This is a genomic window from Ruegeria sp. G7 (assembly GCF_056535465.1).
Genome location: NZ_JBQFIL010000001.1, coordinates 1,829,776 through 1,850,613, shown reverse-complemented (window position 1 = coordinate 1,850,613; position 20,838 = coordinate 1,829,776). Strand labels below are relative to the sequence as shown.

The following is a 20,838-nucleotide window of genomic DNA, read 5'->3' as shown; positions in this document are numbered from 1 at the left end:
TTTTATGACAATAGCATATTGTCGGGCCTCGACCTCAGACCGGGCAAGGCGTCTGACCAAGGGCGGAGTTTGGCCTCGGCTCTCGAAACCACGCATCGCCGGAATGAAGTCGCCTCTTTCCCTTGCCCTTGCCCGCAATATGTTGCACCACACACGGGTTCAAACCCGGTGAACGGGCCAAAGGATAAGGACAAGGCGCATGGCTGACGGATCGATCGACATCAACGCAAAGCCGACCGAGGATATCTCGGTCCGTGACGTGTTCGGCATTGACAGCGACATGGCGGTCAAGGGCTTTGCCGAGCGCAGTGATCGTGTCCCGGCCATTGACCACACCTACAAGTTCGATCCCGAGACCACGCTGGCCATTCTTGCGGGTTTTACCCATAACCGCAGGGTGATGATCCAGGGCTATCACGGCACCGGGAAATCGACCCATATCGAACAGGTCGCTGCGCGTCTGAACTGGCCTGCGGTGCGGGTGAACCTCGACAGCCATATCAGCCGGATCGATCTGATCGGTAAGGATGCAATCAAGCTGCGCGACGGCAAACAGGTGACCGAATTCCATGAGGGCATTCTACCCTGGGCCCTGCGCAACCCCGTGGCCATCGTGTTCGACGAATATGATGCGGGCCGGGCGGATGTGATGTTCGTGATCCAGCGCGTGCTGGAGCATGACGGCAAGCTGACCCTGCTGGACCAGAACGAGATCATTACGCCGAACCCCAACTTCCGCCTGTTCGCCACCGCGAACACCGTGGGTCTGGGCGATACGACCGGCCTGTATCACGGGACGCAGCAGATCAACCAGGCGCAGATGGACCGGTGGTCGCTGGTCTCGACGCTGAATTATCTTAGCCATGATGCCGAGACGATGATCGTGCTGTCGAAGGCGCCGCATTACAACACCGAGAAAGGCCGCAAGACCGTCAGCCAGATGGTGACGGTGGCCGATCTGACCCGGACGGCGTTCATGAATGGTGATCTGTCGACGGTGATGAGCCCGCGGACCGTGATCAACTGGGCGCAGAATGCCGAGATTTTCCGCGATGTCGGCTACGCTTTCCGCCTGTCGTTCCTGAACAAATGTGACGAGTTAGAGCGCCAGACGGTCGCCGAGTTCTATCAGCGTTGCTTTGATGAGGAATTGCCTGAAAGTGCAGCCTCTGCGAGTTTGGGCTAGGGCTGTGAATTGCGCCCGTGCCGGGTGCAATGCCTCCGGCGGGGATATTTTTGGCCAGATGAAGGGGGATCCGGTTTCACTTTGAGGCACCGGATCGCTGCAGCACAAAGGGCGTCTGAACATGGTGCAGAAGAACGACAATCCTGCTGATCCGTTCAAGAAGGCCTTGGCCGAGGCCACCAAGGTGATGGCCGACGACCCCGAATTGAACGTGACCTATACGGTTGATCCGTCGGGCATGACGGGTGAGTCGATGCGGTTGCCTCAGGTCTCGCGGCGTATGACACGGGAAGAGGTATTGCTGGCGCGCGGGACGGCGGATGCCTTGGCCTTGCAGCGCAAATACCATGATGACGCGACCCACGCGCGCTATGCACCTCCGGGAGATATGGCGCGCGATTTGTATGAGGCCATGGAAGTGGCCCGGTGCGAGGCGATGGGCGCACGGGACATGCCGGGGACCGCGTCGAATATCGACGTCAAGATCGGGCATGAGGCGATCCGGCGAGGGTATGACCAATGCAAGCAGCCTGCGGATGCGCCTTTGGCCGTTGCCGCCGGTTACCTGATCCGGCATCTGGCGACGGGGCGGGATATGCCGCCTGCCGCAGAGAACGTCATGAACCTGTGGCGCGGGTTTATCGAGGAACAGGCTGGTGGTGTGTTGGAGAACCTCGACGAGGTGCTCTCGGATCAGGCCGAATTTGCCAAGTTCGCGCGGCAGATGATCAAGGATCTGGGCTATGGCGACCAGCTGGGGGACGACCCCGACGAACTGGACGACGAGCAGGAAGATCAGGCCGAGGACGACGCCGAAGAACAGCCCGATCCCGACAGCACCGGGCAGGATGATCAGGACGAACAGGACGCCGACGCAACGCCTGAGCAGACGCAGGAAGAGCAGCAGGATCAGTCTCAGGCCCAGGTCTCGATGGATGAGATGGCCGATGAGGAGATGGGAGAAGAGGCGGAGATGCCCGAAGGGGAAGCTCCGCTGGAACCCCCTGCCCCACCGCCAGCGTCCGAGGCCGATCCGGATTACAAGGTTTATCTGAACACCCATGACGAAGAGATCGCGGCTGAGGATCTTGCGGAACCGGCTGAATTGGAGCGGTTGCGCGCCTATCTGGATCAGCAATTGGAGCCGTTGAAAGGCGCAGTGAGTCGTCTGGCCAACAAGCTGCAGCGCCGGTTGCAGGCGCAGCAGAACCGAAGCTGGGAATTCGACCGCGAGGAAGGCATTCTGGATGCCGGGCGTCTGGCGCGGGTTGTCGCCAACCCCACCACCCCGCTGAGCTTTAAGGTCGAAAAGGATACCGAGTTTCGCGACACGGTGGTGACTCTGTTGCTGGACAATTCGGGATCGATGCGAGGGCGTCCTATCTCAATTGCTGCGATCTGCGCCGATGTTCTGGCGCGCACGCTGGAACGCTGCAATGTTAAGGTCGAAATTCTGGGCTTTACCACGCGGGCGTGGAAGGGCGGTCAGGCGCGTGAAGCGTGGCTGAACGATGGGCGCCCGCAACAGCCGGGGCGTCTGAACGATCTACGCCACATCATCTACAAGGGCGCGGACGCGCCTTGGCGGCGGGCTCGGGACAATCTGGGTCTGATGATGAAAGAAGGGCTGCTGAAGGAAAACATCGACGGTGAAGCGCTGGAATGGGCGCATCGTCGGATGCTAGCGCGGCGTGAACAGCGCAAGATTCTGATGGTGATTTCGGATGGCGCTCCGGTCGATGATTCAACGTTGAGCGTGAACCCCGCGAATTATCTTGAGAAACATCTGCGCGACGTGATTGCGATGGTGGAAAAGCGCAAGATGGTTGAGCTGCTGGCTATCGGGATTGGCCATGATGTGACGCGGTATTATGACCGTGCGGTGACGATCACCGACGTGGAACAGCTGGCCGGAGCCATGACCGAGCAACTGGCGGCGTTGTTCGACAGTGATCCGCGGGCGCGCGCACGGGTCATGGGAATGAAGCGGGCCAGTTAACGACTTGTCTTTGGCGATGAACGCTTAGAAGCGTCCCCTTCAAACGCGAATTGGTCGATGGCCGCACGCTGACTAGGGCCGCAGCTTTGCCTTGACGGGCTGAAACATGGACCGTTCCGTTGTCTTTTCTGTGGATTGTATCGCGGCGACATGCGGCGCGATTGAACGCGCTCAGCAGATAAGTGACGAAACGCGCCCCTCTATTCCGACGAATAAAGACTGTTCTGTCGCAACGCTGCCGATGTCGCCTCAATCGCGCATTCATTGTGGGATGAGGATGCCTGTCGCGCGCGCCTTTAGATACCGCATGGCGTTCCGGTAAGCGACGACCAACAGAGCATCTGGGCGCTGGACATTTCTTGGCGCAGGCCGCAGGTTTGCGCGCAGCAAGACCGACGCATGAGGCCCCTTGATGTTCCAGAGTTTCGAAGTGACTGCGCGCCCTGAACAGGGCCCGCCGCGGCTGGCCGCATTGCGGGCCGAGATGGCACGTGAAGGTTTGGATGGTTTCCTGATTCCCCGTGCCGATGCACATCAGGGTGAGTATGTGGCGCCTCGGGACGAACGACTGGCATGGCTGACCGGCTTTACCGGGTCTGCAGGGTTTTGCGCTGCGTTGACCCATGTCGCGGGCGTTTTCATCGATGGCCGCTATCGCACTCAGGTGAAGGCGCAGGTTGCCGCAGACTACACTCCGGTCCCGTGGCCGGATGTCAGCCTGAGCGCATGGTTGAAAGAACAGTTACCAAATGGCGGCAAGGTTGGCTTTGATCCCTGGCTGCACGCCCAAGGACAGATCGCCAGCGCACAGAAGGATCTTGAAGGCAGCGGCGTCACCTTGGTGCGATGCGAAAATCTGGTCGACCGGATTTGGGACGATCAGCCCGCCCCGCCCATGAACCCTGCAAAAGCCCACCCGCTTGAGTTCGCTGGGGAAGGTGCGGACAGCAAGATCAACCGTCTGGCCAAAGTTCTGGCAGTCGCCGGTCGATCCGCGGCAGTGATCACGTTACCGGACTCGATCATGTGGCTGCTGAACATCCGCGGCTCGGACATCGCTTACAATCCGGTCGCCCATGGGTTTGTCATTCTGCACAGCGATGGGCGTGTCGACCTGTTCATGGCCGCTGTCAAACTGTCCGAAGTGGCGGATCACCTGGGATCTCAGGTGACGCAGCACGAACCCGAAGCGTTTCTTGCGGCCGTTGAGGCGCTGGAGGGCGCAGTTCAGGTTGATCCGAACACCGTGCCGCAGATCGTCGCCGATGCGCTGGGGGATCGAATGGTCGATGGCGGCGATCCCTGCGCCCTGCCCAAGGCTTGCAAAAACCCCGCCGAGATCGCCGGAAGCGCCGAGGCACATCTGCGCGATGCGGCTGCCGTCATCGAACTGCTCTGCTGGCTCGACGCACAAACACCGGGCAGCCTGACCGAAACGCAGGTCGTGTCGCGCCTGGAAGAGAGCCGCCGCCGGGACAATGCGCTGCAGGATATCTCGTTCGATACGATTGCGGGCACCGGACCGAATGGTGCCATCATGCATTATCGCGTGACCGACGAAACCGACAGCCGGCTGGAGGATGGTCATCTGCTGGTGCTGGACAGTGGCGGGCAGTATCTGGATGGCACCACGGATATCACTCGGACCATCGCCATCGGTGAGGTAGGCGACGAAGAAAAGACCTGTTTCACCCGCGTGCTGAAAGGCATGATCGCCATGTCGATGCTGCGCTGGCCCGTCGGCATGGCCGGGCGCGATATCGAATGCGTGGCCCGCCTCCCGCTCTGGTTGGCGGGACAGGATTTCAATCATGGGGTGGGGCATGGCGTGGGCGCTTACCTCAGCGTGCACGAGGGCCCTCAGCGTCTGTCGCGGGTCAGCCATGTGCCGCTTGAGCCGGGTATGATCCTGTCCAATGAACCCGGATACTACCGCGAGGGCGCGTTTGGCATTCGTCTGGAAAACCTCGTGGTGGTGGAAGAGGCCCCTGCATTGCCCGGTGGCGATGACGAGCGGGCCATGTTGCGGTGGCGGACGTTGACCTACGTGCCTGTCGACCGGCGTTTGATCGTGGTCGATATGCTGACCCGCGAGGAACGCGCGTGGCTGAACGCCTATCATCACGACGTTGCGGAAAAGATCCGCCCACGGCTGGGCGAAGCCGCTCAACTGTGGTTGGATGCCGCAACTGTGCCGGTCTGACACCAGATTGTTACATAAACTGGGCAAGGGGTAAGCCCGCACAAGACCAGGGAAGGAGTAGACATGACCAATCAGATCACGATCCGCAAAGCAGCAGGCAAATGGAGCGTCCGGTCAGGCGGTGCCATTCTGGGCGAGACCAACGCCGCACTTGAGCTGCTGGACGGAGATAAAGACCCTGTGATCTACTTTCCCCGGTCCGACATCGCCATGGCCTTTTTGGACCAGACCGACAAGGTGACCCACTGCCCCGGGAAAGGCGATGCCACTCATTTTTCCATCGTGAACAAATCGTCGGTGACCGAAAACGCTGCGTGGAGCTACGAGAACCCGGTCGATGCGGTCGCCGAGATCAAGGACCATCTGGCCTTCTACCCCGAAGACTCGATCAAGGTAGAGCAGCTTTGACACACAGCTCGCGCGACCTGCGCGATTAACAGAACCGAAAAGATCAGATAGGCTGCGGGCATTGCTTTGAGTGTTTTGCCCGAGGGTCTGCTTTGAAAAAAATCGTAATATGCTGTGATGGCACCGGCAATGAGATCAAGGAAAACCAATCCAATGTTCTCAAGTTCTACCGCGTCCTGAAGGAAAGCGATGACCAGATCGGCTTTTACGATCCGGGCGTCGGAACAATTTCCAACAGCGGCGCATGGAGCCGGTTCAAAAACCAGATCAAGGGCGTCTTCGGGCTGGCCACCGGTTATGGGCTGGATAACAACGTGCTGGATGCCTACAGGTTTCTGCTGCGCCACTACGAAGACGGTGACGAGATCTATCTGTTCGGCTTTTCACGCGGCGCGCATACGGTGCGCGTGCTGGCCGGGTTCATCAACATGGTTGGCCTACTGCATGCGCATCAGCAACATCTGTGCTCGTACGCGCTGACCGCTTACAAACAATCGGCGGCTCAGGACAGATTTGATCTGGCATGGCGCGTGCAAGAGGTTTTGGACACCCGGCGCGTGACGATCCGTTTCATGGGGTGTTGGGACACTGTCGCCTCGGTCATCGTGCCCCGCCCGGACCGGATGTACCTGCCTTCGCTCGAGTCGCTGCCCTATACACACACCAATCCCTGCGTACAGGTGTTTCGCCATGCCTGTGCCATTGATGAGCGACGGCGCATGTTCCGTCTATCGCGCTGGACCGAACCGCAATTGTTCAAGGTTCATCCTTTCGTGGATGATGAAGATGCAGCACAGCAAGACATTCAGCAGGTCTGGTTCGCGGGCGTGCACGGCGACAACGGCAGCGGCTATCCTGAACAGGACAGTGGCGCGGCGAAATACCCTTTGGGCTGGATGGTTGATGAGGCCCGCACCCACGGTTTGGAATTTCGTGAAACCATGGTCAACCGCCTTGTTCAGGGCGAGACCCCGAAGCATATCAAACCCGGCAGCAAGCGCGACTATGCCGCGCCCAGTGCTGAGGCAATGCTGCACGACTCGATGACCTTCTGGTGGCGGATCATCGAATATCTGCCAAAGCGCAAGAAGTGGCATGATGATCCTGAAATCCGCAAAGAACGCGGCTTCTACCTTCCGATGAAAGAGCCACGCTTTATCCCGGAAGGGGCCTTGATCCATTCATCCGTGCACGAGAGGATGAAGTTGAACCCAGGCTACGCGCCCGAGAATCTGCCCAAGGACGAACCGAACTCTGCGAGGGACATATGATAAAGTCGACGATCATATTCATAACACTTGTGGCCCTGTCACCTGCGGTCGCGCTGGCCAATACTGGTCTGGCCAATCCTGCAGCGACCTACTGCATTGCGCAGGGCGGGCTTTACGGCATACAGGACCAGGGCGACGGTCAAACCGGAATATGCCAGCTGTCAGACGGTACCAAAATCGATGCCTGGGCCTATTTTCGCGAAAACCACACGGATCACACAAGTGAAGGCTTCGCCCGGCTCGCCAACCCTGCAGCGACATACTGCATCGAGATCGGTGGCAGTTACCGGATTGAGGATACCGAAGACGGTCAGGTGGGCATTTGCACAAAACCCAATGGAACGTCGCAGGATGCGTGGGCTTTGTTTCGCGCGGACAACCCCCAAGCCAACTGAATGCCCGCTGCCCTAGACCGAGAACAGTCGTCGCTTTGATGCACGAATTTCGCGCGCCTGTTGTTCTTGTCCTTTGCGAAACGAGCTTTCGACAAAATCCATATGTTCGCGGGCAGCCTTTTCGGCGCGCTCGGGCTCGCCGTCCAGAATGGCCTGCGCGATCTCTTTGTGTTGCGCCAGCAACCGTTCACCCGATCCGTCCATCGTTCTGAGAAACCGGCGATTGTAAAAGACACCCTGGCGCGTGAGGTCGTAAACCGAAGCCATCATGTGGATCAAAGTGGTGTTCTGGCTGGCATCCACTACAGCCCCATGAAGCCGAATATCGGCCTCTTCGCTGGCGTCAGCATCGTCGAGTTCCCACGCCCTTTGCATCGCTTCCATGATCTCGGAAATGCGATCCTTGTCCGATTGCGTGGCCCGCTGCGCCGCCAGCCGACTTGCAAACGCTTCCTGCTCGCGCCGGTATTCCAGATAGTCATAGAACGCCCTGCCGTGCCGGGCATAAAGCGACAAAAGCGCTGGCGACATCGCCCGCCCCGTCAGCGATGCAATGAACGTGCCTTCGCCATGACGCACCGTAACCAGCCCTCGCTTTTCAAGCACATGCAGCGCCTCGCGCAGCTTGGGGCGCGAGACTGACATCGCCTCGGCCAGATCCCGTTCCGAGGGCAACCTGCGGCCTTCCTTCAGTATGCCATCGACGATCATTGTCTCGATCTGCTCGACCACCGCATCCGCGATTGATTCGTGCCCTACAGGCTCAAAAGGACTGTTCTTGGTCATCTCGACCCCGCTGCGTTTCAGATATCTGTACTTTTTTAGTTGTATATAAAATTTACCACTTAATCGGAGCATTGCAAGAAAAAATACCCAGAATTACGGATACTCGATAGTCACCTATCCCATTGTTAAATATCAATTAGGCAAAATGATACCTTAATTTCTCGATTTCGAACGCCCCCGCAAATCGGGTCAATAACTCGGGGATGAGGCAGACAGTGGTAAATAAAGTTGTTGACTATTTAGCATGGTAAAAAATATTTACCTCTTCGTATCACCGCAATCGCGGAGAGTATGTCCGCCGATCCCATGGCTGACGCATATCTGGAGGAGAACCCATGAAAACCACCCTGACATCGCTCGCCGTTGCAGCCTCGTTGCTGGCCGCCCCGGTTGCCCACGCCGCCGACAAGATGCTGCTGAAAACCCCGATTGCGTTTTCGACCGCCCTGCCCGGCCTGGGCTCGCCGATCCCGCGCGTGGCTGAACAGCTGGACCTGATGTCCGGCGGCACGCTGAAGATGAAGGTCTATGAGCCCGGCAAGCTGGTTCCGCCGTTTGAAATTCTGGATGCCGTGTCCTCGGGCAAGATCAACTCGGGCTACACCACCGCCGGTTACTGGGCGGGTAAGATCCCGGCTGCGCCGCTGTTCTCGGCTGTGCCCTTTGGCCCCGAGGCGGGCGAATACATGGCGTGGCTGTACTACGGCAACGGCATGAACCTGTATCAGGAGATGTATGATCAGGCGGGTTTCAACGTCCATGTCATCCCCTGCGCGATCATCGCCCCCGAAACCTCGGGCTGGTTCGCAACTGAGATCAACAGCCCCGAAGACCTGAACGGCCTGAAGATGCGCTTCTTCGGTCTGGGTGGTGAAGTGATGCAGAAGCTGGGCGTTGCCACCTCGCTGCTGCCCGGTGGTGAGATCTTCCCGGCGCTGGAAAAAGGCGCGATTGACGCGACCGAATTCTCGATGCCCGCCATCGACGCGCGTCTGGGCTTCCACAAGCTGGTCAAGTACAACTACTTCCCCGGCTGGCACCAGCAGGCCACCGTGTTCGAGCTGATGATCAACAAGGACGTCTGGAACGAAGCCAGCGACCAACACAAGGCGATCATCGAAAACGCCTGCAAGGCGTCGATGGCCGACAGCTTTGCCGAAGGCGAAGCGATCCAGCACGCCGCCCTGCTGGACAACGTTGAAAACAACGGCGTTCAGATCAAGCAGTGGAACGACGAGATGCTGGCCACCTTCCGCGCCACTTGGGAAGAAGTAGCCGCCGAGCAGGCTGCCAACGATGAATTCTTCGCCAAGGTTCTGACCGACATGAACGAATTCCGCGACGGCTATGCCGTGTGGAAAGAGAACGCGTTCCTCCCGCGCAAGTGATCCGATCCCTTGCGCTGATCTGGGGGCGGCATCCTTCCGCCGCCCCCAGACCCTTCTGATTTTCGACCTTTTTCGAACACTCCCGGGCGCATTCACGTCCCCACCGCCTAACTCTCGAGGAGGAGACAATGGCCGAGACCCAGCGTCATCAGGACGACCCGATTGAAGTCTATGAAAGCATCCTTGAGCATGGCGAACCCGATCGCCAGAAACTGGCCGTTGCCATCGACAATGGCGTCAAGGCGGTCGGCCATGTTGTCATGTGGGCCAACCTGCTGCTGGTGGCCGCCATCGTGTCGCAAGTGGCGATGCGCTATCTGCTGAACCAAAACTATCCCAAGCTGGACGAGATTCAGTGGCATTTCTACGGGCTGGTAACGATGATCGGCATCTCGTATGCGCTGGTCACCGACAGCCATGTGCGGGTCGATTTGCTGCATATGCAGCTCAGCCAGCGGGCGCGTCGGGTTATCGAGATCATCGGGATTTTCACCCTGCTTGTGCCGTTCATCTATCTGATGATCGATCAGGGGTATGATTATTTCTACGAAAGCTGGCGGGTGAATGAATCCTCGGACAGCCCCACCGGTCTGCCTGCCCGCTGGGCGCTGAAAGGCGTGATCCCGGCCAGCTTTATCCTGCTGGCGCTGGCAGCGGGCGCGCGGCTGATCCACGATTTCCACGCGCTGTTCGCCAATCTGGACGAAGAACGTCAGGGCAAGGGCCTGCGTCTGATCATCTGGGCGCTGCTGGGCTTTGCCGTGGTGGCAACCGCGCTGACCTTCCTGGTGGAAACGACCGAGGAAAAGCTGGTCATCGCCATGTTCCTGACCTTCATCGCGCTGCTCTTCACCGGCTTCCCCGTCGCGTGGACGCTGGCGGGTGTCGGCGTGGCCTATTGCGGGCTGGCCTATCTGTTCGACAACGGCATGATGAACTGGACCGGGCTTGAGGAAACGCTGACCGGTCTGGATTACCTGACGCTGGGCGCGGTGGTGAACCGGGTCTATGCCACCATGTCCAACGCGGTTCTGGTCGCCCTGCCGATGTTCATCTTCATGGGCCTGATGCTGGACGAATCCGGTGTGGCCGAGCGTCTGATGACCTCGATGCAGCGCCTGTTCGGCACGGTGCGCGGCGGGCTGGCCATCACCGTGACGATGATCGGTATCATTCTGGCCGCCTCGACCGGCATCATCGGAGCCTCGGTGGTGCTGCTGGGCGTGCTGTCGCTGCCCTCGATGATGGAGCAGAAATACAGCCCCTCGCTGGCCGCTGGTGTGGTCAGTGCCTCGGGCACGCTGGGCATCCTGATCCCGCCCTCGATCATGCTTGTGATCATGGCCGACCAGATGGCGTTGTCGGTGGGTGACCTGTTCATGGCCGCCGTCTTCCCCGGCGTGATCATCGGCGCGCTGTACCTGACTTATATCTTCGTGATCGCCCTGATCAAACGCGACGTGGCCCCGGTGCCCGAGGGCGCAAAGCGCCCCGACTGGGCCGCCGTCAACGACGTGCTGATTGCCGTTCTGCCGACGCTGGCGCTGATCCTGGCGGTGCTGGGTTCGATCTTTGCGGGCCTGACCACACCGACCGAAGCCTCGGGCGTGGGCGCATTGGGTGCCACTCTGCTGGCGCTGGGGTATCGCAAGCTGACGCTGGCGAAACTGGTGAACGTGCTGAAAGCCACGTTCAACACCACCGCCTACATCTTTGCGATCTTCCTGGGCGCGACCGTATTCTCATACGTCCTGCGCGAACTGGGCGGCGATGCGCTGATCGAAGAGATGATCCAGGGCACGGGGTTCGGCCCGAACGGCACCGTCTTCATGATCCTGTTCATCGTCTTCTTGCTGGGCTTCGTGCTGGACTGGATCGAGATCACGCTGATCGTCTTGCCCCTGATGCGCCCGATCGTGAACGGGCTGGGTCTGGATATCGAAGGCTTCGGCGTCATGGATGAGCCCGCGCTGGTGTGGTTCGTGATCCTTGTGGCGGTGACTTTGCAAACGTCATTCCTGACACCTCCCGTTGGATTTGCGCTATTCTACCTGAAAGGGGTCTGCCCGCCCGAGATCAAGCTGACCGATATCTACAAAGGGATCATCCCGTTCGTGATCCTGCAGCTGACCGGTCTGTTCTTTGTCTTCCTCTGGCCGCAACTGGCCACGTGGCTGCCCTCGGTCGCGTATTAAGGAGGGCTTCGGGATGACCGATACCGATCTGATCCAACGTCTTGGGGCCATTTGCGGGCGGCGGCATGTACTGACCTCGGCCCGCAGCACCCGGCGGTTTCGCCGGGGGTTCAGATCGGGCGAAGGCGATGCGCTGGCGGTAGTGCAACCCGCCACGCTGCTGGAACAATGGCAGGTGCTGCAGGCCTGTGTTGCCGCTGACAAGGTCGTCATCATGCAGGCCGCCAATACTGGCCTGACCGAGGGATCGACCCCCAAGGGCCGCTATGACCGCGACGTGGTGCTGATCAACACGCGGCGGATGGATGATCTGCACCTGATCAATGACGGCAAGCAGGTCATCAGCTTTCCGGGCAGCACCCTGTTTGCGCTGGAAAAGCTGCTAGCCCCAATCGGGCGGCAGCCGCATTCGGTGATCGGCTCTTCGTGCATCGGGGCCTCGGTTGTGGGCGGGGTGTGCAACAATTCGGGCGGGTCGCTGGTTGAACGCGGCCCATCCTATACCGAGCTTTCGCTGTATGCCCGCATCACGCAGGACGGCCAGCTGGAGCTGGTCAACCATCTGGGCCTGCAACTTGGCGACACGCCCGAGGACATCCTGACCCGCCTTCAGAAAGGCGATTTCAGCGCAGCGGATATCGAGACCGACAACCGCAAGGCCTCGGACACCGACTATGCCCGGCGCGTGCGCAATGTGGATGCCGATACCCCCGCCCGCTTCAACGCCGACAAGTCCCGCCTTTACGAGGCTGCGGGCTGCGCCGGAAAGCTCGCCGTCTTCGCCGTCCGGCTGGACACCTATCCCAAGAACGATGCCGAGCGGACGTTCTATATCGGTGCCAAAGAGACCAGCGCGCTGACCGAACTGCGCCGCCGCATCCTGTCGGGCTTCAAGACCCTGCCCGTCAGCGCCGAATACATGCACGAAGAGGTGTTCGACATCTCGGACCGCTACGGCAAGGACACGATGGTGATGATCGACAAGCTGGGCACCGACCGGCTGCCAACATTCTTTGCGCTGAAAGGCGCGGTGGATGCGCGGCTGGAGGGCATCCCCGGCCTGTCGAATTTCACCGACCGGTTCATGCAGTTCGCCATGCGCTTTTGGCCCGATATTCTGCCCCGGCGGATGCGGGCCTATCGCGAACGCTATTCCCACCACCTGATCCTGAAAATGCGCGACGGCGGCATTGACGAGGCCCGTGCGTTGTTGCGCGAGATGGTGGATGACGAACAGCTGGATTTCTTCGAATGCGACCCGCGCGAGGCCAAGATCGCCGGTCTGCACCGCTTTGCCGCCGCCGGGGCCGCGATCCGCTATATGAAAGTGCACGCGCATGAGGTCGAAGACATCATCGCGCTGGACATCGCCCTGCGCCGCAATGATGTGGACTGGTTCGAAGAGCTGCCTGCCGAACTGACCGATCAACTGGTCGGCAAGCTGTATTACGGGCATTTCATGTGCCACGTTCTGCATCAGGATTACATCGTGAAAAGGGCGCAGACCCCAAGGCGCTCAAGACAGCGATGCTGAAAATTCTGGATCAGCGTGGTGCCGAATACCCTGCAGAACATAATGTGGGCCATCTGTATGCCGCCAAACCGGATCTGGCCGCGTTCTACAAATCGGTCGATCCAACCAACAGCATGAACCCCGGCATCGGGAAGATGTCGCGGAACAAGCATTATAGCTGACGCACTTTTGGACGACGAAAGACTCGACTCTGCATCTGTGGAAACCTAAAAAGAACAAATGTAGAACATTTGGTTTCCGACATGCTCGATGGCACCCGACGGCGTATCGTTTCACTGTGGTTTCCCCGGCTGGCAAGCGACCGGGCTTTGCGACTGCGCCCTGTGGGTGGGCCGTTTGTTCTGACGCTGAAACAGAACAATGCAAACCGGGTGTATTGCCTGAATGTGCAGGCCCAGCGGCAGGGGCTGGATCGCGGCATGCCCTATTCCGATGCCCGCGCCTTTTGCCCCGATCTGCAAAGCCGACCCGCAGACCCTCAAGGGGATCATCGGTTTCTGCACGCCCTGCGCCGCTGGGCGACACGCTATTGCCCCTGGGTCGGGTTGGAAGGCGCAGACGGGCTGGTTCTGGACATCACCGGGTCGGCGCACCTTGCAGGCGGGGAAGAGGCGATGCTGACCGATATGCGCAGGCGTCTGGCCCGCGCCGGGCTGGCGGTACAGATCGGCCTTGCCCCGACACGCGGGGCGGCCTGGGCCCTGGCGCATTATGGCGAGGGGGTCGCGGACGAGGACACGCTGAACGCCATCCGCGCCCTGCCGGTGGCGGCGCTGCGGCTGGATGAGGACACCTCGATCGCGCTGCAGCGGCTGGGCTTGCGCCGGATTGGCGAGTTGGCGCAAACCCCGCGCGCGCCGCTGACACGCCGGTTTGGCCCCGAGGTGCTGATGCGGCTGGATCAGGCGCTGGGGAACCAGCCCGAACAGATCACGCCGCTGGCCGATCCGCCCCATTACGGCGTGCGTATGACCCTGCCCGAGCCCATTGGCCTGCTGTCTGACATGATGGCCGGGGCGGAACGGCTGCTGGAACGTCTCTGCGACAAGCTGAAAGCGCAAGAGATGGGCGCGCGCAAGCTGTGCATGACCTTGCGCCGGGTGGATCAGGATCACCAACAGGTCGAGCTGCGTCTGGCCCGTGCCTTACGCGATCCGCATCGCATCCTGCCCCTGTTCGAACGCGGGCTGGCCGAGGTCGAGGCGGGCTTCGGGGTCGATCAGCTCCGGCTGGAGGCGACGCTGGTTGAGCCCCTGCCGGTGCGCCAGATCAGTCGCGTTGCAAGTCAGGACACGAATCAGCTGGACGACCTGATCACCCGCATCGGGACACGGATCGGGTTAGAGCAAGTGCGGCGCCTGTTACCCGCGCAAAGCCACATCCCCGAACGCAGCTTCATCATCTCGCCCGCCGCCTATTCCGACCCCGCGGGTGGATGGGTCGCCCTGCGCCCCCGCCCTCTGCAGCTGTTTCCACCAGAACCCATCGCAGGTTCAGGCCCGCACCCGCCGCGCCGCTTTCGCTGGCGGCGGATATCGCTGACCACAGGCCGCTCGACCGGGCCCGAACGCATCTGCCCCGAATGGTGGCTGGAAGATGAGAACTGGCGCACCGGCCTGCGCGATTACTGGCAGGTTGAAACCCGGCAAGGGCGGCGGTTGTGGCTGTTTCATACCCCGCAAAATCCGGGATGGTTCGTGCATGGGGAATTCGCATGACCAAACCGACCCCGCCCAGCTCGCACGCGCAGGACCCTGGCTATGCCGAGCTGTGCGTGACCACCAATTTCACCTTCCTGACCGGGGCCTCACACCCCGAAGAGCTGGTGACCCGCGCGGCAGAACTGGGCCTGAAGGCTATCGCGCTCACCGACCGGAACTCATTGGCCGGGGTGGTCAGGGGCTGGAGCGCGTTGAAAGAACTGCGGCGCGAGGCGGAAGGCGCGGTTCAGATCCGCTCGCAACACCGGGTGGATTCCTCATCCCGGCAAGAGGTGGGGCATGTGCAACCACTCGACAAACCGGACGTGCCCGTCCTGCCCAAGCTGATCGTCGGCTGCCGTCTGGTGCTGCGCGACAGCGCGGTGCACTGGTTGGCCCTGCCCCGCGACCGCGCCGCGTATGAACGGCTGACCCGCCTTCTGACGCTGGGCAAACGGCGGGCTGAGAAAGGAGAATGTCATCTGGACATGCAGGACATGCTGGCGGCCTGTCAGGGGATGATCCTGATCGCGCTGCCGCAGGCTGGGGTGCAACAGGCCATCCCGGATATTCAAAGGATCAGGCGGCAATTTCCCAACGCGGTCTTTCTGGGTGCTGCACCACGCTATGACGGCAGCGACCGGTCTTATCTGGCAGCTTGCGCGCAGGCCTCACAAAAGGCCTCGGCCCCCATGGTGGCGGTGGGGGATGTGCTGATGCACCGCGCCAGCCGCCGCCAACTGGCCGATGTACTGACCTGCATGCGCGAACACATCACGATTGACCAGATCGGCACCCGCGCCCTGCCCAACGCAGAACGACGGCTGAAAGGCCATGCCGATATGGCCCGGCTGTTTCAGGACCATCCCGGCGCGCTGCGCCGCACACTGGAAATCGCAGACCGCTGCAGCTTTGACCTGAGTGAACTGTCCTACGAATACCCCGACGAGATCGCCAGCGCCGAAACCCCGCAGGCGCGGCTGGAACGGCTGGCTAACGAAGGGTTGAAACGACGCTATCCCGATGGGCCGACTGAAAAGGCCATCAGCCTGATGAAAAAGGAACTGGCACTGGTCGCGGAACTGGACTTCCCGGCCTATTTCCTCACCGTGCACGACATTGTGCAATTCGCCCGCTCGCAGGGCATTCTGTGTCAGGGGCGCGGATCAGCCGCTAATTCGATCCTGTGTTATCTGCTGGGCATCACCGATGTCAGCCCCGACATGATCGCGATGGTGTTCGAGCGTTTTGTCTCAAAATACCGGGGTGAGCCGCCGGATATCGACGTGGATTTCGAACACGAGCGGCGCGAAGAGGTGATCCAGTGGATTTACGAGAAATATGGCCGCCACCGCGCGGGCCTGTGTGCTACGGTCATCCATTTCCGGTCCCGCGCGGCAATCCGTGAGGTGGGCAAGGTGATGGGCCTGTCTCAAGACGTCACCGCAGGCCTGTCCGGCCAGATCTGGGGGATGAGCAACGGCGGCGTTGACGCCGAAAGGCTGCAGGAACTGGGCCTCGACCTCAAGGACCGGCGCCTGATGCAAACGGTCCGCCTGATCGGCGAGATCATCGGCTTCCCGCGCCACCTGTCGCAGCATGTGGGCGGGTTCGTCATCACCAAGCAGCGGCTGGATGAGCTGTGCCCGATCGAAAACGCCGCGATGGAAGACCGCACCGTGATCGAATGGGACAAGGACGACATCGATGCGCTTGGCATTCTCAAGGTCGATGTTCTGGGGTTGGGGATGCTCAGCTGCCTGCGCAAGACGTTTGATCTTATGCAACAGCACGAAGGCCGGACCCTTAGCATCGCCACCATCCCGCAAGAGGATACGGCGACCTATGACATGCTGTGCGCCGCTGATGCGGTGGGGGTGTTTCAGGTCGAAAGCCGGGCGCAGATGAACTTTCTGCCCCGGATGAGGCCGCGTGAATTCTACGATCTGGTGATCGAGGTCGCCATCGTCCGCCCCGGCCCCATTCAGGGCGATATGGTGCAGCCCTATATCCGGCGGCGCAACGGGCTGGAAAAATCCGAACCTTTCGGCCCCGCTTTGGAGGAGGTGACACGGCGCACGCTGGGCGTGCCGCTGTTTCAGGAACAGGCCCTGCAGATCGCCGTGGTTGGCGCAGGGTTTTCAGCGGAAGAGGCCGACCACCTGCGCCGCTCGCTGGCCTCGTTCCGGCGCATGGGGACCATTGGCACCTATCGCGACAAGTTCATAACGGGGATGCTGGACAATGGCTATTCCCCCGAGGTCGCCGACCGCTGCTTTGGCCAGATCGAAGGCTTTGCCGATTACGGCTTTCCCGAAAGCCATGCCGCAGCCTTTGCCATGCTGGTCTATGTCTCGGCCTGGATGAAATGCCACCACCCGGCGATTTTCGCCTGCGCGCTGCTGAACTCGCAGCCTATGGGGTTTTATGCCCCGGCCCAGATCGTGCGGGACGCGCGCGAGCATGGGGTCGAGATTCGTCCGGTCTGCGTCAATGCCTCGGAATGGGACAATCTGCTGGAACGCCGCGCCGATGGGGCGCTGGCCCTGCGGCTAGGCTTTCGCCAGATCAAGGGGTTCAAGCAGGAGGACGCGGATTGGATCGTGGCCGCGCGCGGCAATGGGTATCCGGACCCCGAAACGCTGTGGCTGCGCGCAGGGTTGCGCCCCGATGTGCTGACCCGTCTGGCCGAGGCGGATGCGTTCTCCGGCATGGACCTGACCCGGCGCGACGCCCTGTGGCATGTCAAAGCCATCCGCAGCCGGGCCACCCTGCCGCTGTTCAATGACCCGATCGATGGTGAAAGCATCAATGAGCCGCAGGTAACCCTGCCCGCCATGCATCTGGGCGAGGAAGTGGTCGAGGATTACGTCTCGACCCGCCTGACCCTGCGCGCGCACCCGATGGAGCTGTTGCGCCCGTCCATGCCCGGCCTTGTGCCGCATGCCACGCTGCAGGACATCCCGCTGGGCCGCTACAGCGTCTGTGGGCTGGTGATCACGCGGCAACGGCCGGGAACCGCCTCGGGCGTGATCTTTCTGACGCTTGAGGATGAAACCGGGGTCAGCAATGTGGTTGTCTGGCCCAAGGTCTATGAGCGTTTCCGTCGGATCGTGATGGGCGGGCGATTGCTGCAGGTGCGCGGTTATCTGCAACGCGAAGGGATCGTCGTGCATCTGATCGCGCAGGAGATCACCGATATGTCGCACAAACTATCCGAACTTGGGCATCCGATGGACGAAGCCGTCGGCATCACCCAACCGCAAGCGGATGACACGCCGCGCCCCCGACAGACCGCATCCAGTGCCCGCCATCCGCGCGAGCCGGCCAAGCGGCTGTTCCCGAGCCGGGATTTTCACTAAGGTGCCTAGCCCTCGATTACCTTGCGGGCCACGCGGAAGCACTCCAGCGCCTGCGGCACACCGCAATAGATGCCGATCACGTGGATGATGGCGCGGATTTCTTCGGTGGTGACGCCGTTGTTGATGGCACCCCGGCAGTGGATCTCCCATTCATGCATCTTGCCCAGCGCGCCGATCATCGACAAGTTCATCATCGACCGCGTCTTGGCGTCAATCACGTCGTCGCCCCAGCCGAAGCCCCAACACCACGCCGTCATCGCTTCTTGAAACGGGCGGGTGAAATCGTCGGCGGCGGCCAGGTTCTTTTCCACGTATTCCGCGCCCAGCGTTCCCTTGCGCTGCTCCAGACCTTTCAGGAACAGGTCTTCGTCAAATGTGCTCATGATCCGGTCCTCTGAGGCTGTTCGTCGATGGCGTCGCGCATCCATTTCTGCAAATGCATGACGGGGTGTTCCGAGTTTACGCCGCCCTTGGGGTCAATCACCAGCGGACCGGGGCGATAGCCGCGTGAATGCAGGCCGCGCTGTACGGATTCGACAAGTCGGATATCCTCTTCCACCGTGGTTGCCCGATCCTGCGCGGCAAGTTGCCGTATCTTTTGATCGTCCACGCCACCCACCGAATACCAGCCGCGCCAGACCACCACATGATCGGCATCCACAGCGCGCCAGTGATAGGTGTTCAGCACGTTCCCCGGATAGACCTGAAACGAAAACATCGGCCACAGGAACCAGCTGGAGTATTCATCAAAATGCTTAAAGCCTGACTGAATGTCGTAGGTCATGTTCTCAAGGCTCTGACACTCGGTCGTGTGCCGCAGGCACATGCCCTGAGGTTGGATGTCATAGGTCTCAGGCCGAACCACTCCATTCGCGAAAGTCGGGTGGTTGAGCGAGCAGTGATAGCATTCCGAATAGTTCTCGACCGACACCTTCCAGTTGCAAAGCTCGGGTATCTCGACCCATTCCAGTGGCTTCAGGTCAGCCCAATTGGGCACCCATTCCTCAAGCTCGGCGCGGGCGTTCGGGAACCAGTCATCCATGGGCGCGGCGTCGGGGTCGAGGTTGACAAAGACAAAACCCAGAAACGCTTCGCTGCGGACCTCGTTCAGGCAGACCGAGGATTTGTCGAACCCTTCAACCGCCTTGAGGTTCGGCCCCGCCCGTAGCTCTCCGGTCAGTTCGTAGGTCCAGGCATGGTAGGGGCAGACAACGACGCGCGTCGTTCCGGTGCCCTCGACCAGTTGGTGCGCGCGGTGTTGGCAGACATTGTAGAACACACGGATCTTGTCGTCGCGGCCCCGGATGGCGAACAGGTCCTGCCCGGCGACTTCAAACGCGACGTAAGCGCCCGGTTCGGCCAGTTCCGAGGCGTGGCAACCAAACTGCCACGTGCGCGCCAGCAGACCGTCTGTTTCCATGCGAAAGACGGCTGGGTCTGTGTAGTAGCGGGCCGCAAGAGATTGGATGGGTGCTGTCACGTGTCCTCCGAGTGGTAAAGGCCAAGCTGATGGCGGCGTTTGTGAAAGGTCTCGACCCGTTCGACGATCTCATCGCTGGCGACGGCAATCACGAAGGACAGCAGCGTTTCCAGCAAGGCAACCGTACTGACCGAGGATGGGAAGAACTGCGGTGTATCCGCCGAGATGACGAACCCATGGTCAGCCGCGCGCAGGATCGGGCTGGCCGGGCTGTCGGATAGGCCGACGATCTTTAACCCCTGTTCGCGCGCAACATGCACCGCCTCGACCACCTCGTTGCGATACGGTTTGCAGGTCATGGCGATCAGCACGTCACGCTTGTCCGCCCAAGCCAGATCATCGATCGGGTTTGATCCGGGGCGCGGGATAGCATGGAACTGCACCATTCCGGTTGAGGCCAGATAGACGAAGTTCCGCGCGTTCGAGTTGTTCACGCCCACGCCCAGCACGAAGACGTTGCGCGAGTTCCAGATGTCTTCAGCGGCGGCTTTCAACTGCTCGGACGAGATATTAGCAAAGGTCTCCTCGACATTGCGCAGGGCGTCCTGAACCATATCGGCATAAAGCCCACCCATGTTGCCAGACTTGCGAATGTCCTGCAGCCAGCGGGCACGGTCGGGGAAATCAGCCTGACCCCGCCGGATCGCCTCGCGGAAAGGCACACGGAAATCCTCGTAACCTTCAAACCCCACCTGCCGCGCCATGCGGACGATGGTGTTGGGCTTCACGTTTGCCGCCTCGGCGATCTCGCGCACGGTTGAAACCCCCACGTCACGGGGGTTTTCCAGCACATAAGTCGCGGCTTTGCGCGCCTCGGGCGTCAGCTCGGACAGTTCATCCGCCAGCCGTTCGAGAATCGTATCTGATACATTTGTCCCATTCATGATTGACGATGGTACTTTTGTTTGCTTACGCTGTCGAGACAAAATCG

At 60.6% G+C, this 20,838-nt stretch carries 14 protein-coding genes and 1 pseudogene; 11 read left to right on the top strand and 4 right to left on the bottom strand.

The features are described 5' to 3' along the window. Positions 1 to 199 precede the first annotated feature (199 nt). From cobS to ACR3EN_RS09260, 6 genes are all read left to right on the top strand, one after another. The gene (gene cobS, locus ACR3EN_RS09285; protein WP_480861321.1) at positions 200 to 1,186 is read left to right on the top strand and encodes a cobaltochelatase subunit CobS; all 987 of its coding nucleotides are present in this window, start codon (positions 200 to 202) and stop codon (positions 1,184 to 1,186) included. A 121-nt stretch (positions 1,187 to 1,307) separates the two neighbouring features. Beyond that, the gene (gene cobT, locus ACR3EN_RS09280) at positions 1,308 to 3,185 is read left to right on the top strand and encodes a cobaltochelatase subunit CobT (protein ID WP_480825185.1); all 1,878 of its coding nucleotides are present in this window, start codon (positions 1,308 to 1,310) and stop codon (positions 3,183 to 3,185) included. A gap of 412 nt (positions 3,186 to 3,597) precedes the next feature. Then, a complete protein-coding gene (locus ACR3EN_RS09275; RefSeq protein WP_480825187.1) occupies positions 3,598 to 5,388 on the top strand; it encodes an aminopeptidase P family protein in 1,791 nt (596 codons plus the stop codon). A 63-nt stretch (positions 5,389 to 5,451) separates the two neighbouring features. Next, entirely contained in the window at positions 5,452 to 5,796 is a 345-nt protein-coding gene (locus ACR3EN_RS09270; protein ID WP_480825189.1) for a DUF427 domain-containing protein, read from the top strand. Positions 5,797 to 5,888: 92 nt separating this feature from the next. Beyond that, positions 5,889 to 7,067, top strand: a complete 1,179-nt coding sequence (locus ACR3EN_RS09265) for a DUF2235 domain-containing protein (protein WP_480825191.1) — start codon at positions 5,889 to 5,891, stop codon at positions 7,065 to 7,067. Continuing rightward, entirely contained in the window at positions 7,064 to 7,462 is a 399-nt protein-coding gene (locus tag ACR3EN_RS09260; protein ID WP_480825193.1) for a putative hemolysin, read from the top strand. Before ACR3EN_RS09265 ends, ACR3EN_RS09260 begins: the two co-directional genes overlap by 4 nt. A gap of 12 nt (positions 7,463 to 7,474) precedes the next feature. Here the strand turns inward: ACR3EN_RS09260 and ACR3EN_RS09255 are convergent, their stop codons facing one another. After that, positions 7,475 to 8,248, bottom strand: a complete 774-nt coding sequence (locus tag ACR3EN_RS09255; RefSeq protein WP_480825195.1) for a FadR/GntR family transcriptional regulator — start codon at positions 8,246 to 8,248, stop codon at positions 7,475 to 7,477. Positions 8,249 to 8,583: 335 nt separating this feature from the next. On the opposite strand from ACR3EN_RS09255, the gene ACR3EN_RS09250 reads away from it, so the two are divergent. From ACR3EN_RS09250 to ACR3EN_RS09230, 5 genes and pseudogenes are all read left to right on the top strand, one after another. Continuing rightward, the gene (locus ACR3EN_RS09250; protein WP_480825197.1) at positions 8,584 to 9,636 is read left to right on the top strand and encodes a TRAP transporter substrate-binding protein; all 1,053 of its coding nucleotides are present in this window, start codon (positions 8,584 to 8,586) and stop codon (positions 9,634 to 9,636) included. Between the two features lie 128 nt (positions 9,637 to 9,764). Further along, positions 9,765 to 11,831: a TRAP transporter large permease subunit gene (locus ACR3EN_RS09245; protein WP_480825199.1), complete on the top strand. Its 2,067-nt coding sequence runs from the start codon at positions 9,765 to 9,767 to the stop codon at positions 11,829 to 11,831. Between the two features lie 13 nt (positions 11,832 to 11,844). Further along, positions 11,845 to 13,526: pseudogene (dld, locus tag ACR3EN_RS09240) on the top strand (D-lactate dehydrogenase). Positions 13,527 to 13,607: 81 nt separating this feature from the next. Continuing rightward, entirely contained in the window at positions 13,608 to 15,083 is a 1,476-nt protein-coding gene (locus ACR3EN_RS09235; RefSeq protein ID WP_480825203.1) for a Y-family DNA polymerase, read from the top strand. Beyond that, on the top strand, positions 15,080 to 18,427 hold the full coding sequence (locus tag ACR3EN_RS09230) for an error-prone DNA polymerase (protein WP_480825205.1): 3,348 nt from the start codon (positions 15,080 to 15,082) through the stop codon (positions 18,425 to 18,427). The genes ACR3EN_RS09235 and ACR3EN_RS09230 overlap by 4 nt, the downstream gene beginning before the upstream one ends. A 5-nt stretch (positions 18,428 to 18,432) precedes the next feature. Here the strand turns inward: ACR3EN_RS09230 and ACR3EN_RS09225 are convergent, their stop codons facing one another. From ACR3EN_RS09225 to ACR3EN_RS09215, 3 genes are read right to left on the bottom strand one after another with little or no spacing between them, the layout of a single operon-like run. Beyond that, positions 18,433 to 18,810 (bottom strand): carboxymuconolactone decarboxylase family protein, encoded by a 378-nt coding sequence (locus tag ACR3EN_RS09225; protein ID WP_480825207.1) that lies wholly within the window; start codon positions 18,808 to 18,810, stop codon positions 18,433 to 18,435. Then, positions 18,807 to 19,907 (bottom strand): aromatic ring-hydroxylating oxygenase subunit alpha, encoded by a 1,101-nt coding sequence (locus tag ACR3EN_RS09220; RefSeq protein ID WP_480871184.1) that lies wholly within the window; start codon positions 19,905 to 19,907, stop codon positions 18,807 to 18,809. The genes ACR3EN_RS09225 and ACR3EN_RS09220 overlap by 4 nt, the downstream gene beginning before the upstream one ends. Continuing rightward, positions 19,904 to 20,791 (bottom strand): MurR/RpiR family transcriptional regulator, encoded by an 888-nt coding sequence (locus ACR3EN_RS09215; RefSeq protein WP_480825211.1) that lies wholly within the window; start codon positions 20,789 to 20,791, stop codon positions 19,904 to 19,906. Before ACR3EN_RS09215 ends, ACR3EN_RS09220 begins: the two co-directional genes overlap by 4 nt. Positions 20,792 to 20,838 lie beyond the last annotated feature (47 nt).

What these genes read in the sequence shown, in the direction of transcription:
- ACR3EN_RS09230 (WP_480825205.1), top strand. Translation starts at nt 15,080, where the DNA reads ATGACCAAACCGACCCCGCCCAGCTCGCACGCGCAGGACCCTGGCTAT.
- ACR3EN_RS09245 (WP_480825199.1), top strand. Translation starts at nt 9,765, where the DNA reads ATGGCCGAGACCCAGCGTCATCAGGACGACCCGATTGAAGTCTATGAA.
- cobS (WP_480861321.1), top strand. Translation starts at nt 200, where the DNA reads ATGGCTGACGGATCGATCGACATCAACGCAAAGCCGACCGAGGATATC.
- ACR3EN_RS09270 (WP_480825189.1), top strand. Translation starts at nt 5,452, where the DNA reads ATGACCAATCAGATCACGATCCGCAAAGCAGCAGGCAAATGGAGCGTC.
- ACR3EN_RS09235 (WP_480825203.1), top strand. Translation starts at nt 13,608, where the DNA reads ATGCTCGATGGCACCCGACGGCGTATCGTTTCACTGTGGTTTCCCCGG.
- ACR3EN_RS09250 (WP_480825197.1), top strand. Translation starts at nt 8,584, where the DNA reads ATGAAAACCACCCTGACATCGCTCGCCGTTGCAGCCTCGTTGCTGGCC.
- ACR3EN_RS09215 (WP_480825211.1), bottom strand. Translation starts at nt 20,791, where the DNA reads ATGAATGGGACAAATGTATCAGATACGATTCTCGAACGGCTGGCGGAT.
- ACR3EN_RS09275 (WP_480825187.1), top strand. Translation starts at nt 3,598, where the DNA reads ATGTTCCAGAGTTTCGAAGTGACTGCGCGCCCTGAACAGGGCCCGCCG.
- cobT (WP_480825185.1), top strand. Translation starts at nt 1,308, where the DNA reads ATGGTGCAGAAGAACGACAATCCTGCTGATCCGTTCAAGAAGGCCTTG.
- ACR3EN_RS09260 (WP_480825193.1), top strand. Translation starts at nt 7,064, where the DNA reads ATGATAAAGTCGACGATCATATTCATAACACTTGTGGCCCTGTCACCT.
- ACR3EN_RS09255 (WP_480825195.1), bottom strand. Translation starts at nt 8,248, where the DNA reads ATGACCAAGAACAGTCCTTTTGAGCCTGTAGGGCACGAATCAATCGCG.
- ACR3EN_RS09225 (WP_480825207.1), bottom strand. Translation starts at nt 18,810, where the DNA reads ATGAGCACATTTGACGAAGACCTGTTCCTGAAAGGTCTGGAGCAGCGC.